8 protein-coding genes are annotated in these 14,799 nt (G+C 34.8%); 5 read left to right on the top strand and 3 right to left on the bottom strand.

Translation table 11 applies throughout. The annotated features are described in order from the left end of the window. Nucleotides 1-54 precede the first annotated feature (54 nt). The gene (locus tag HGP29_RS20020) at nt 55-2,400 is read left to right on the top strand and encodes a TonB-dependent receptor (RefSeq protein WP_168884206.1); all 2,346 of its coding nucleotides are present in this window, start codon (nt 55-57) and stop codon (nt 2,398-2,400) included. Between the two features lie 76 nt (nt 2,401-2,476). On the opposite strand, the gene HGP29_RS20015 is transcribed toward HGP29_RS20020, so the two are convergent. The 3 genes from HGP29_RS20015 to HGP29_RS20005 are packed head-to-tail and all read right to left on the bottom strand — an operon-like array spanning nt 2,477 to nt 9,583. Further along, nucleotides 2,477-4,624, bottom strand: a complete 2,148-nt coding sequence (locus HGP29_RS20015; RefSeq protein WP_168884205.1) for a hypothetical protein — start codon at nt 4,622-4,624, stop codon at nt 2,477-2,479. Between the two features lie 5 nt (nt 4,625-4,629). Next, nucleotides 4,630-6,468: a RagB/SusD family nutrient uptake outer membrane protein gene (locus HGP29_RS20010; protein WP_168884204.1), complete on the bottom strand. Its 1,839-nt coding sequence runs from the start codon at nt 6,466-6,468 to the stop codon at nt 4,630-4,632. Nucleotides 6,469-6,478: 10 nt separating this feature from the next. Next, a complete protein-coding gene (locus HGP29_RS20005) occupies nt 6,479-9,583 on the bottom strand; it encodes a SusC/RagA family TonB-linked outer membrane protein (RefSeq protein WP_168884203.1) in 3,105 nt (1,034 codons plus the stop codon). A gap of 867 nt (nt 9,584-10,450) precedes the next feature. On the opposite strand from HGP29_RS20005, the gene HGP29_RS19995 reads away from it, so the two are divergent. From HGP29_RS19995 to HGP29_RS19980, 4 genes are all read left to right on the top strand, one after another. Further along, entirely contained in the window at nt 10,451-11,305 is an 855-nt protein-coding gene (locus tag HGP29_RS19995; protein ID WP_168884201.1) for a haloalkane dehalogenase, read from the top strand. 111 nt (nt 11,306-11,416) lie between these two features. Beyond that, nucleotides 11,417-12,289: a DUF808 domain-containing protein gene (locus HGP29_RS19990; protein ID WP_168884200.1), complete on the top strand. Its 873-nt coding sequence runs from the start codon at nt 11,417-11,419 to the stop codon at nt 12,287-12,289. A 180-nt stretch (nt 12,290-12,469) separates the two neighbouring features. Beyond that, nucleotides 12,470-13,033 carry a hypothetical protein gene (locus tag HGP29_RS19985; protein ID WP_168884199.1) on the top strand — a complete coding sequence of 188 codons (564 nt, stop codon included), beginning with the start codon at nt 12,470-12,472 and terminating at the stop codon, nt 13,031-13,033. Between the two features lie 244 nt (nt 13,034-13,277). Continuing rightward, the gene (locus HGP29_RS19980) at nt 13,278-14,579 is read left to right on the top strand and encodes a hypothetical protein (protein ID WP_168884198.1); all 1,302 of its coding nucleotides are present in this window, start codon (nt 13,278-13,280) and stop codon (nt 14,577-14,579) included. Nucleotides 14,580-14,799: the final 220 nt, after the last annotated feature.

Genomic DNA, 14,799 nt, shown 5'->3' with positions numbered 1-14,799 from the left:
GTTGGTGTCATCAACATGTAAACAAAATAAAAAGCTCTCAAAACAATTACTCAAATGATGAAAAAAACTATTTGTTCTATGCTATGCTTACTATTAGCAACAACTGTCTTTTCGCAAGAACTCACTCAAGTCATAAGAGGTCAGATTGTCGACGCTACCTCTAAAGCTCCTCTGCCTTTTGCTACTATAATTGTTACTTCTTTGGAAGCACCTTTAGGTATTGTGGCAGATGATCAAGGTAACTTCAGATTGGAAGGTGTTCCGGTAGGTCGACAGAATGTAAAAGTAACGTTGATGGGGTATGAGCCTGTAATGGTGAATAATTTGATGCTGAATTCTGCTAAGGAATTAGTCCTTACGATTCCGTTAAAAGAGAGTATCACTCAGATGGAAGAAGTGGTGATTCGGGCTTCAGAAGGCAATGGTAAAACTTTAAATGAAATGGTCAGTGTAAGTGGTCAATCTTTTACAGTAGAACAAACAGAAAGACTAGCTGTTTTTGATGATCCCGCTAGGGTAGTGGCCTCTTTTGCCGGTGTAACTACTGGAAATCTAGACGATAATGGAGTGGTTATTAGAGGAAATGCTCCTAAAGGTGTTTTATGGAGATTAGAAGGAGTAGAAATTCCTAATCCTAACCATTTTGGAGGCCTTGGTTCTTTTGGAGGGGGTGCTATTTCTGCCTTAAGTGGATTAATGCTAGGGGATTCTGATTTCTTAACCGGAGCCTTCCCTGCCGAATATGGGAATGCGATGTCTGGTGTTTTCGATATGCAATTCCGAAACGGAAATAATGAAACAGCCGAACATGCCGTTCAGTTGGGAACATTAGGTTTGGATATATCTTCTGAAGGTCCATTTTCGAAAAATAGTAATGCGTCATATCTCTTCAATTATAGATATTCTACCTTAGCACTAATAAAGCCTATCTTACCCGAAGATAATGGTATCCCAACTTATCAAGACCTTAGTTTTAAAATTAATGTTCCAACCCAAAAAGCGGGTGTATTTTCTATTTGGGGTTTAGGTTTAATAGATGGTATTGATTCTAGGGCGAATACCGATACTACAGAATGGATTTCTGAATATGACAGTTACTCAGACTTAGGTACATTTAGAACCGGAATTCTAGGTGTAACTCATAATTATTCATTTAGCAATAAAACCTTCTTAAAAACATCTATTGTAGCATCACAAGAGTACAAGAGGTACGAAGAAGAGCGTTATGATTTCCAGTTAGACGCTTTTCCAACGGCTGACTTAAGTATTAAAAATAATAAATGGACAGCCTCAACGGTATTACAACATAAATTTAATGCCTCTCACTTTAACCGAACGGGAGTAATTGTAAATCAATTGCATTACAATTCTAGTTTAGCATTCTCTCCAGAATTTAAAGATCCGCTGTATACTTACTTAGATGAAGAAAGTACGATTAATACCTATCAGTTTTTTACACAGTCTCAATTTGATTTATCTTCTCGTTTAAAATTAAATGTAGGTATCCATAGCCAATATGTAAACTTCAACGATGAGTTAACGTTTGAGCCTAGGGCAAGTTTATCTTATCAACTTTCTCCAAACAGGTCTATTGGATTTGCATATGGTAAACATTCTAAACTAGAACCATTGCCATTGTATTTTAGTGAAATTGAAGAAAATGGAGTAGTTACTCAACCCAATACCTCTTTGCCGCTATCTAAATCACATCATTATGTTTTTTCATATGATTGGAATATTAATGAAAAAATTAGTCTAAGCATTGAACCCTACTACCAACGTCTTTATGATATTCCAGTGATTCCTGATAGTTCTTACTCGGCAATCAATATTGATGCTCAATGGTTATATGAAGATAAATTGGAAGGAACAGGAACAGGTGAAAACATGGGAGTAGATATAACTTTATCAAGAAGTTTAGACCAAGGATTTTACTATATGTTTACCGGTTCTGTTTTTGATTCGAAATATAAAGGAGGTGATGGAATTGAGCGTAATACAAGATACAATAGAGGTTTTGTAGTGAATGCGATCTATGGTAAAGAATGGGTAGTAGGAAAATCAAAAAACAAAGTATTGGGACTTAGTGGCCGATTGAATTTTCTTGGAGGAAAATATACCACACCTTTAGATACTGAAGAGAGTATGGATAATAAAGAGGTCATTTATGATGAATCTAAAATTTATACAGTGAAACAAGATCCATCTTACCGTTTAGACATTTCATTTTATTGGAAAATTAATAAAAGAAGACATACGGGAACATGGAAATTGCAACTACTAAATGCCCTCGGTAGTAAGGATGATTATGGCTATTTGTACAATTATCAAACTCAAAGATTGGAGAAAGATGATGCACAAATTATCATACCGTCATTAGCTTACAAGATTGAGTTTTAAATAAATATCCCCTCTCGTATTTTAATAGATTACCTACTAAAATAACGAGAGGGGATATTTTATTATAATCGTTATACTATGGTCTTACTTGAAGAGCTTTCATAGAAACATTATCAATATAGAAATTTACGTTCCCAGAGCTAGATACATCACTAGCAAACTGAATTACTAATTTTGAAGTGCTATTACTAGGACCAAATGGTTTCTTAAGAGTAATCGTAGTCCATTCGCCTCTTGGTAAAGCGTTGTAATCTACCTTATAGGCTAAAGTGGCATCTCCAACTAATTTGATTTCAAGATTTTCATCAGCTGGGGAGGTGATCGTACCATCTACAACAAAGATATCTACTGTTACTTCGTAAACCCCTTCAGGAACAGATAATTCATGCCCTTCATTTACTGAAGTTTCCACTTTTTTATCTTTACTGATGTCAGCTAAATCATAATCAGCGAAGAACTTCATACTATATTCTCCGTCTGATGCTTTTTCATCTGTACGTTGGAAATAGAAATAACGACTATCTTTTGGAGCACCATCATGAGATGAAATCCAACCTTTTGCATTACCACCAGTATCTTTCCCTTTGTATTCTTCAAAGCTTTTAAAAGTCTCATTGATGATTTGAGCACTATTATTTACTGGAACTACTGTCTTATCAAAACTATTTAGAGGAACCTCAGCTCTCGACATAATTTTTGTTCCATTATAACTCAATTGTAATTGATCTGAGTTATAGACATTATCGTTTAATGTAACGATCACTTCTTTTTTATTATCAGGATTTAAAGCGACTGAAGTGATCGATAAACTTAAGGCTACCTCATTATAATCATTTCCTGAGATGGCAAAATCATTGATCGATTCTGAAGGGATGTCCTGTAAAACTTCATTACTAAAGAAAGAAATTGTATTGCTGATTTCATCTGATGTTGTCACATCACCCAATACTTCGGTATCACCATCTTGTATTAAAGCTACATTAATATTTAATGGAATCACTTTCGTTGAAGTTTGTTCTTCTTTATTGATGGTTCTTGAAACAGTAAAACTACCAATCTGAACTCCTGAAACTAATGTATTATAAGTGTTCGTTTCAGTTTGTTCTGTACCTGTTTCACCTGCTTTTGCTCCGCTAACAAAGTTCCAAGCTCTTGTAAGTTCTACAGCGTCATTAGTTAAATCTTCGAAGACTAATTCATCATCCAAAGCAATATCAATTGTAGGCCAAGTAGTGTTGTCCTCATTCGGCATATCATCTTCATCGATATGCAAAATTTCGACTCCTCTATGGTATACCTTAAAGGTTGCTTTTAATTCTGGAGGTACGATAGTAATATAAAAAGGAAGCGATACTTTCGATTTACTTGCTACCACCTCAAGTGATCGTTCTACTTCAACGCTACCACCTGCACTATTACTAAACTCATTGAAAACAAGTTCGACAGAGATGGCATTCTCAGGATCAAGATTACTGTTCCCTTCATTGTCATAACCGTTTACTGTGGCATTAGTAGGGAATGTCCAAGTTCTTGTATCTGTACGGCCTTTAGTAGTGTTATCCTTATAGGTTAATTCACTACCCATTTCGATATTAAATGTTGGCCATGCTTCCTTATTTTCCATATCTGTTACGACTTTCTGCTCTCCATTTTCAAGGTAAACCATTGAGTCTGCATAGATATAAGCTAAAACTTCCCCTTCCATTTCAATAGAAATTTCAGGCTCAATCACACCATAAACATCCACATAAAAAGTAGTATCGATCACCCACATTCCTTCTTCATCCATAAATGAAGTAAGTGTATCGGCATATTCCTGACTACCATTGTAACCAATATATTGAACAGGATGATAAAATTTATTATGCAATCTAACGCCCTGTAAACCTTCTTCCATAAACAACACATTGATGTTGTACGCATCAGACGAAAGTCCCATATCAGGAATGATAAAATTGGTGAGGTCATCACCTTTTACAAAGTCACCTTCGATATAATAGTTTCCACTATCAAGTACCCATTCATGTGAATAAACACCTTGCGATAAGTCCATAAAAGAAAGCGATTGTCCAACCTCTCTCGCAAGGTTAACATGTGCCCAACCTCCTGCTTCTGTATACCAAGAAACATCTGAAAAGGCAGGGATTTCTTCTTCGTTGTCTTTGTTACAACCTAAGGCCAACAAAGCAAGAATACTGATATATATATAATTTAATTTTCTCATTGTAATTATTGACCTAGGTTAGGGTTTGAAATAATTTCTTCAAGAGGAAGTGGATAATAATCATGTACCTCTGGAATGTAATTGTTGGCAGCATCTACACAATCAATCAAGTCAATACTAGTACCTTTCGGGTCTGAACCTTCGAATAATTCCGACTTATTACGGTTCACTTTATTACCTGTTGCTGGATCAATAAACTGGAACCTAGCACCATAGAAAACCTGCTCCGAAGCTCTTTTAAATGCCTCACTAATTTTCCCCCATCTTCTAAGATCTATCCAACGAATTGAATGTCCTTCAACCGAAAGTTCAAGAGGCTTTTCTGTGAACATTAAATGATCCATTAATTGATCAACTGAATACACTAATTCATCGTAAGTTCTATCAGCATACTCTCCCTGAACAGAAGAACCTAGGAGTACTAAACCCCATTTTGCTCTTACATCATTGATATACTTCAATGCTGATGTCACATCCCCTTTTTGGAGGTAACATTCAGCGATATTTAAGTATACTTCTGATAACCTATGGATAGTGATATTTTTACCCGAATACCAAGAACCTTTTGGAAGGTTATTTTCAGTTGTTACAATATCATGATTTGTATACTTCTTGAAATATGCAAACTCATACTTACCAAATGGCACAACTGCTGGAGTGATACCAGAACGATAGTAAGTGGTATATAAGTCGTTGACCAATGCCACACTTGCCGAAGATCGAAGAGAAATAGTTCTCAGTGTTTCAATTTCTTCTTTTGAATCTAAATCAATAATCGTTACTGTATTTCTACTATCAAGAGGATCAATATTCTCTGTTTTATATTTATAAGCTAACCAAGCGGTAGGAGTCATCACTCTCTGACCACCCATAGTACCCGGAGCAGAATATCTAGCCATACGGTTACTTGGCGATTGCTCATCAAAACGATCCAATTCAGGTCTTAAGTTATCGTCATAGATAATTTCAAAGATAGCTTCATTGTTAAACTCGCCAGCTCTAGTAAACATCAATTCAGGGTCGCCTACTAGTTGGAAGTTATAGTTGTTTACAATCTCTTGATAATACATCAAAGCTTTTTCATAATCTGGTTCAATACCATCTCCATCAACAGTGGCAGGGGCTTCTAAGAAATAGAAATTGGCAAGAAACATGGTAGCAATAGCCTTATTCATTCTACCTGCAGAAAGTTCATCTTGTGCATCAGAACCCCAAGTAGCAGGAAGGTTTTCATAGGCATATTCAAAATCCTCAAGGATAAATGCCCTTACTTCTTCTTTTGATGAAACAGGGATATTGAATTCCTCTAATTCCACAGGAACATTATCTCTGATAATCACTCTACCGTTATTAAAAGTTTGGTAGGCCCAGAAATGAAAGATACCTCTTAATAATCTAGCTTCTGCCATTTGTAGTATCCAGAATTCATTTTCTCTTTGGTCTCCCAATGGACCTTCTAAGCCTTCAATTAATTGATTGGCTCTAAAGATACCTATGTATAAAGCTTCCCATTTTTTGTTGATTTCCTTTTGGGAATTTGTGTATGTTTTAAAATACCAAGATTCTCCAGCACTACTTAAGGCAGGTCTACCACTTGAAACCGATGGATAACCTAAATCAGAACGCCAAGATTCTTCGAGGATATTTAGATTATAGTGATTTAAAAGGGCAGAGTAAGTAGCCGTTAATACTTTATCAGATTCTGATAAAGAAGTAAAGTAGTCTTTCTTTGGTTTGGCATTTGGATTATCTTCTGTCAAGAAATCATTACAGCCAATGCATGCAGCCATTAGAACTACATAACAACCGAATTTTACTATTTCTTTAATATTCAATTTCATCATTTTAATTGGTTTAGAAGTTCAACTTAAAACCTGTTAGGTACAATGCCGAGATTGGATAATTTCCTTTATCTAGGCCTCTTGAAGAAACTCCATTACCTGCAGCTTCAGGGTCATACCCCTCATATTTTGTAAAAGTGAGTGGGTTCTGTGCAGATACAAAAAATCTACAGTTGGTCATTCCTAAACGCTTAATAATATTGTTAGGTAGAGTATATCCGATTTGGATGTTTTTAAGTCTTATATAAGAACCATCCTCTAACCATAAATCAGTATATGCTCTGAAGTTATCATGTTCTTTTGTTGTGCCTCTCCAAGCTGGAATATCGGCAGTAGGATTTGCTCTATTCCATGTATTTACTTGATCTTTATGTCTACCTTCTGAGTAAGCCATTGCTTTAGATCCGTTCATTACTTCATGACCAATTGCTGCATACCAATGCATCATAAAATCAAATCCCTTCCATGAAATATTGAAGATAAGACCACTTTCCCAATCAGAGAATCCTGAGCCCATATACACTCTATCTTCGTCTGTGATATTACCGTCATTATTAGTATCCACATACACTAAGTCACCCATTCTCGCATCGGGTTTAATTTCTTGGTAAGCTCTTAATTGTTCTTCAGTCTGGATAACACCATCCGTTTGATATAAGAAGAATGCACCTGCTTCATAACCTTCTGCAAAAACAGTTACTTTAGAAGAAGCTCCAGCTCCAGAGATTAAACCAGGGTCGGTAGTGTATATAAAGTTATCTGCATTTAAACTGGTAATTTCATTTTCATTTTTAGTAAATGTACCTGTGATACTCCAGTTGAGCGATTTCTTTCTGCCTTTTACTGTAGCAGCTAATTCAAAACCTTTGTTGACCATATTACCGATATTCATGGTCAGTTTCGAATCAGGACCAGTCACACCAGAAGAAGGAGGTAACTGAACAGGGAATAACATATCTGATTTTTGTGTATGATACACATCCGAAGTAATCGTCAATCTATTATCAAAGAAACCTAGATCGATACCTACGTTATTTTGGATTGATGTTTCCCATTGAACATTTCCATTAGCATAATTTTGTTGAGCCGATCCATAGTATAAAGTAGGGAACCCTCCTGAACCAAATGGATAATCATACCCATTTTGAATTGTTGCCTGATCTGAGTACGGTAAAAAACTTTGTCCACCTACTTGACCATGAGAACCACGGATTTTTAGGTTGTTAGCCACATGTCTCATATTGTCCCAGAAACCTTCTTCAGATACATTCCATGCTGCAGAAGCAGAAGGGAAGAACTTCCATTTTTTATCAGAAGCAAACTTTGAGTTACCATTATAGTTGCCACTAAACGAGACCATATACTTACTTTTATAATCGTAAGTAATACGACCTAATGTACCAATGATATTGTATTTATAATTGTAGCCGTTTGTTGCTGATGCAGCCAAAACAGCACCATCTAATACACGGATCGAATTATCTACAACTCCATTTTTCTGAGCTGTAAAACTGTCTCGAGTATGAGTTTCAAAAGATGAACCCACTACACCAGTAATCTTGTGATTACCAAATTTCTTTAAGTAAGACAAACGAACATCAGCAGACATTGAAGTTCTTCTTGCTGATTCATTGATCACATATGAGTTAGCTGGATCAGATTGAAGAATACCGTCCTCATCATAGTTCTCGATAAAAGGCTTAAATTTATATCTGAACTCATTGACATTGCTTACTCCTAAGTTCGAATTTAATTTTAGTCCATCGATGATTTCATAAGCTGCACTAATATTACCTTGCATTCGATCTCTAAAAGCAACATCTTCCATTTTCATTGTTTCTAGTACACTATTGGTTGTAGAAGCATTACCCACATCAACAAATGCAGCATCACTGTTCGGGTCTAAAACAGGCTTATATGGAGCATACTTAATTGTTTGAGTCAGTAACCCTGAACTGGTTCTTTCAATTTTCTCAGATCCAATAGCTACAGACGAGTTGATATCCCACTTTCCTCTATCATATCTAACACCCGCTCTACCATTATATCTTGAGAAGCCAGAGTTGATCAACGGTCCTCTATCATCATAGAATCCACCTGTAAGGTTATATGTTAAACCTTTAGATCCACCATTTACACCAATATTGTAATTTTGAGTAGGTTGGTTATCTACAATAACTACATCAGAAAGGTTGGTGTTGTTTTGGAAGAATGCAGGGTTTCTTGGAATAGGTAAGTTCGTAGAGTTATCAAAATCATTAGATCCTCTATTTCTTTCTTTTACCATATCAAAATAGAGTTGCTCAGGCGTATTCATCAACTCAATACCCGATGTGATGTTTTTTACACCATAAGATGCATCTAATGATACATTCAACTTTCCGGCACTACCTTTCTTAGTTGTAATCAATATTACACCATTTGCACCCCTTGTACCATAGATAGCACAAGATGCAAGGTCTTTTAGGATATCCATCGACTCAATCTCTGAAGGTGCCAATCGAGGATTTTCATTTTGAGGAATTCCATCAACAACATATAAAGGTTCTGTTGCTCCAGCAACATCAGAGACAGTACTCACTCCTCTAATTTGTACAACGGCATCTGCACCTGGAGAACCCGAAGTAGTCACATTTACACCAGCAATTTGTCCTTGTAATGCTTGAGAAGCATCTCCTGAAACATAAGCTTCGAAAGCATCACTTTTCACATGAGCCACAGCTCCTGATACTTCTTTTTTCTTTTGTTCGCCATAACCGATTTTCACTACTTCATCAAGTACTTGAACATCTACTTCTAAAGAAACATTAATCTTGCTCTGGGTAGTCACTACAATCTCTTGTGGAACCATACCAATAAAACTGAATTCGACTGTTTCCCCTTCTTCTACAAGAAGAGAATAATCTCCATCAAAATTGGATACTGTTCCTTGTGTCGTTCCTTTAATACGAACGTTTACACCTGGTAATGGTAATTTGTCTTCTGCACTAGTAATCCTACCCGATATCTGTCTAGATTGAGCAATCGTATCTACATTTATAAATAGAAGAATACTCATTAGATAGAAAAGACGATAGTTTAGTTTTGGCAGGTTAAAAACTGTAAAAATTCTTTTCATTTGTTTCATCATTCATTTCACTAAGCCAATTAGCAATAGGAGTTTTTGTAAAAATGTGTGTGTGATAAACTCGGCCTGAAAAAATCACATTCTAAAGGTAGGTCGAGGCCCTATGCTTCACTGTGCCTAATGATTTATTCGATGTATCCTTGATTCCATAAAATGTAAAATTTACATATAAGGCAGATTTTCAGTGTTTTATTTTGTCTAATGTGTTCATTAATACTTATTTGGCCCTATAAATACCATTTGTATCTAGATGTCTAATAAGTGTACTTATGCATACATATATCAATATATACCTGAAAAAAAGGAGTGAATTTATTCTTTGCCTTACTACGATTTAATGAAAACAAGTTGAAAAAGGAGTAAAAAAATTATTCTAAAAAATTGAAAAATTGTATTGATAAAAAATTTAAACTACTGTTTTATTTATAACAAATGTAATACATACACCTAAAATAAAATATATACTACCTCAAAATTAAGAAAATAAAAGGACTCAATACTGCTTCATTCAATGAAGTCCTTTTGACATATATATTATTTTGATGGATGGAGATAGGAATTTAAATCTCCATCAGAAGAGTACCAATTGGTCAAAAAGCTATTCCATGCTATACAAAAGAAATCAAGAAAAAATGCATGAGGTTGATACCATTTAAAAGTAATTTTTAAGTGACTGTCACTTTTTTCAATCTGTATTTTAGAGCTAGAGTTCATAGGATAGTTTGTTTTAATTGCTAATTAAAGTTACAAAAAATTGTATTTTCTTTCTATTGAACCTTTTAAGTATGTATTCGATTTGAAATACAATACCTTTACTACATTAAAGAAACTATTGAAAATTAAATAATAACCTACTTAATGCAATCAAAAAACATTAGCGTACATGGCTCCAATATGCATGTACTTACGGCCAACGAAGAGAGTTCAAAATCACCCATTTTATTCCTTCATGGCAATCCATCCAATGCTTTTATCTGGAGAAATATTGCTCCAATAGTCGCTTCAACAGATCATCCTATTTATGTATCCGACTTAATTGGAATGGGTAAATCAGATAAACCGGCTATAGATTATACTTTCGCTGAACAGTATATGTATGTTGAAAAATTAATCGATACTTTAAATCTTAGAGATGTTATTCTTGTTCTTCATGATTGGGGATCGGGTCTTGGATTCCATTATTTTGCAATGCATGAAAGCAATGTAAAAGCCATTGCATTTATGGAAGGAATAATCCAAGATATTGGAACTTTCTTTGACTCAGCAACTATTGATTTCTTCCATCAATTAAGAGGAGAAAATGGTTGGAAAATGATTTGCGAAGACAATATCTTCTTACAAAATGTGTTGCCTACTTGGGTTTCCAGAGGATTGACTGAGGAAGAAGTGGAAGGATATACTTCACCCTTTAAAATTGTGGAAAGTAGAAAGCCTATATGGAAATGGGTATCACAAGTGCCTTTAAATGGTAAACCTGAACTAATGGCCTCAGTAGTGGAGAATTATAGGACTAAATTATCGAAATCGACCATTCCTAAATTATTCTGTTATGCAGAACCTGGGGCATTTATGCCTGAGCCGGTAAAGAATTGGATCATCGAAAATATTCCCAATCTAAAATCAGTAAATGTAGGAGATGGGATTCATTTTATACAAGAAGATCATCCTGAAGAAATAGGTAAAGCGATCAAAGAGTTTGTCATTACTTTATAAAAATACGAAAGTACCTCAATGAGACGATTCTCTTGAGGTACTTTGCTTATTAACGATTTACAAGTTAAATTCATCCACTTTTAAACAAACTATTACTTTAAAAACTAATAAATGGCATCAGGATTTTTCGCATTGCTAGATGATATTGCCGTCATCATGGATGATGTTGCAGTAACTACAAAAGTAGCTACACAGAAAGCTGGAGGGATTTTAGGAGACGACCTTGCCGTAACGGCAGAAAAAGCATCGGGTTTTAGAGCCTCAAGAGAAATTCCAGTATTATGGGCTATCTGTAAGGGCTCATTTATCAATAAATTGATTATTCTTCCATTGGCGTTTTTACTGAGTGCTTTTGTTCCATGGTCTATTGTACCCATTTTAGTAATAGGAGGTATCTATCTAGCTTTTGAAGGAGCAGAGAAAGTCTACCATTATCTATTTGATGGAGGGCATACGAAAACAGCTACAGCCAAAGCTGAAATGTCTGAAGAGGAACTCAAAATTGAAGAAAAGAAAAAGGTGAAATCTGCCATTGTTGTCGACTTTATCTTATCTGTTGAGATCGTCATCGTTGCATTAAGTTCTGTGGTTGAAGAAGAAATGACAGTACAAATATTATCAGTTTCATTAGCTGCTTTGATTGCAACAATAGGCGTATACGGATTGGTTGCTTTAATTGTAAGAATGGATGATTTGGGTTTAAAATTAGTAGAAGCCTCAAACGGTAAAGGAATATTAAAAAGCATCGGAATGTTACTAGTTAACGCATTACCATGGGTCATTAAGAGCTTGGCTTTTATTGGAACAGTGGCGATGTTATTAGTGGCAGGTGGAATTTTTGTTCATAATATACATCAAGTACATGACCTAGTACATAGTTTTCCTTCTGTACTTGGAGAGCTAGCAGTGGGAATTGTAGTGGGTGCGATCGCATTGTTGGTAGTGAAAGTTATTGAAAAGATGTTAGGGAAAAGTCATAGCTAGCACTTCAAAAGGAATAACGTATTGCATATTTTTAAAAGTCGATTCTAATATAACATCAAGGCCCACATTAAACTACCAACTTTAATGTGGGTTTTTTCTTTTTATGTTGTCAACCCTTTATCACTATTTGTCATTAAACCGCAACTATTCTAAATCATAAAACTTCATACTCTCCTTTAAATGAAAAAATTAATAATAACCATTTTTCTCTCTGCATTTTGTTATATCTCTCAAGCACAAACTGTATCAGTAGAACATTCAATTAACTCTATTCAAACAGGATTTCTAGGGGTTTGGTATAATAACGAAACACGATTATCCAATACCATAGCTTTACGTACTGAGGCTGGAATGAATGCAGGTTTCCAAACGGGATCTGAGTACCAGCAAGATGTCATATATATGTTACCTACTTTTAGTTTGTCTCCAAGATGGTATTATAACATAAAAAAAAGAGCCAAAAAACTGAAAAGAGTAGAGAATAACAGTGCTAGTTTTGTTGCTTTGGAAGGCAACTATTCTCCTGATTGGTTTGTTATTTCTAATGTACCTGGGCTACGAAACATTAGTGATGTTTCTATGTTTTTGTCTTGGGGTATTAGAAGAAATTTAGTCAAAGATTTTAATTACGAATTAGGTGGTGGTTTAGGGTATATTTATACCTTTTATGATTCTTCTATAAGTAATGCTAATCCTATCGATTTTGCGTTTAGAGTTCATCTCAGAATAGGTTATTCTTTCTAAGTAAGAGCCTCCTTAAAACTGTCAATTTAATCTCTATTTTAAATTGACAGTTTTTAATTATACATTAATGAAACAGTGAAACATAATCATTACAACATTGAAAGTCAATAAAGTTAATAACCTATAATATTTAAATCTTTTTAAGCAAGCACTAAGTATAACCCTTTGAGCTCGAAATTAAATGCTCAATTTTTTTAATACCTAATTACACCTGATGTAATTAATTTTTTATAAAGATATTACTATGAGAAAATTATTCCTTTTACCCATTTTATTCTTCATCTTTTCTTGTTCACAAGAGGAAGTTCAAATAGAAGGAGATTCACCAAGAGACATTATTGTATCCAACATTATTAGCTCTGAGATTTCATCATTCAGTGGACAAAGAATGACTGATCCAGGAGTAAATTATGAGAAAGATAATTATGAGTTAGTTGCTGTAGATTCAAAAGGAAACGAGTTCTTTTTAGATGGCATCAACCTAGATGATAATATTCTAATCCAAGGAATGATCGGAGAAGTAACTATCGATGTTAGACATTCTAAATTTGTTAAAGACGGAGAAGAATTTACAGGATATCACACTGCTTATACTTTAGGTGGTAAAAAAGTAATTCCTGCAGGCGAAACTTCAGCGGATATCACAATGTCTAACTTAAGCTGGGCATATGTTGAAGTATGGGGTAAAGTGGCTTACATTAAAGAGGTAGCTATCAAAACTGAGTTTGGTACATCCACTTTAAACAAAGTAGGTACTACAGACGAAGATACTTATTACTACTCATATGTATATATGGACGATGCTGACATCGATGTATCTATGAATGTAAGAGCTTTTGAAAACAATATTCCAATTGTATTTAATGCAAAATTAAATAATAAGTATTCTTTCGAGTTACAAGGTAACCCAACAGGAACAGATCTTAATTTATCTTCAAGCGTAGAGCAAGGTTTCGATAACGAAACAAATAATCAAGTGATTATCCCTATGAACCTTACTGTTAAGTATGCTGGAACTACAGCTCCTGCAGTAGACATGAAGAAATATAAGTACGACTGGTACTGGGATGGTACAGAGTTAACAAATGCACAAGTTGTTGTATTTGATAACGGTAATAACACCCTACAAGCACCAATCAACCCATCTTCTGATTTCTCTTTAAATGGTACTTTTGGAGCATCAGAAAATGGTGAAGGTCAATTCTACATGCCTTATGGTGCTAGATTAATCATGAACGAAAAGGCAAAGTCTTATACGGTAGAACTTGCTCCATTGAAAAAAGTTAAAATCTTTACAGATGAAAATACTTCTGTATTGATGGAAGGTGAAGGTAATATTCTTGAGTATACGACTACTGCTGCTGATATGGGTAAAGACCTTGAATTTAGAGTTAAGTTAGAAGGTGAAGAAGATGATATTATCTTAGGTGTTTCATCTGCTACGAACTATCTAGTACAAGGTGGCGAGAAGCTTCACGTCAATGAGGGTGAGCAGTTCACTATCAGACTTGAAAAAGGAAACTGGACTTATAAAATTGTAAAATAATTGATCGCTTTAATAAAGCGTTAACCATAAATCAAGGGCTCAATAATTACCTATTATTGAGCCTTTTTCTTTCACTTAAAAAAGTGACGTTTACTTATCATGTTACTTAATATTTGTTTGTTCTATATATTAATAAACTCACTAGAAACAATGTTACATTTGAATTGTGATTTTTGAGGATTTTTTACAAAATAGGTAAAACATTCTTCATTCTGCTGTC

This window comes from Flammeovirga agarivorans (genome assembly GCF_012641475.1).
GTDB classification, from domain to species: domain Bacteria; phylum Bacteroidota; class Bacteroidia; order Cytophagales; family Flammeovirgaceae; genus Flammeovirga; species Flammeovirga agarivorans.
The sequence above is the reverse complement of the archived record's forward strand: the minus strand, read 5'-3'. Positions and strand labels throughout refer to the sequence as shown.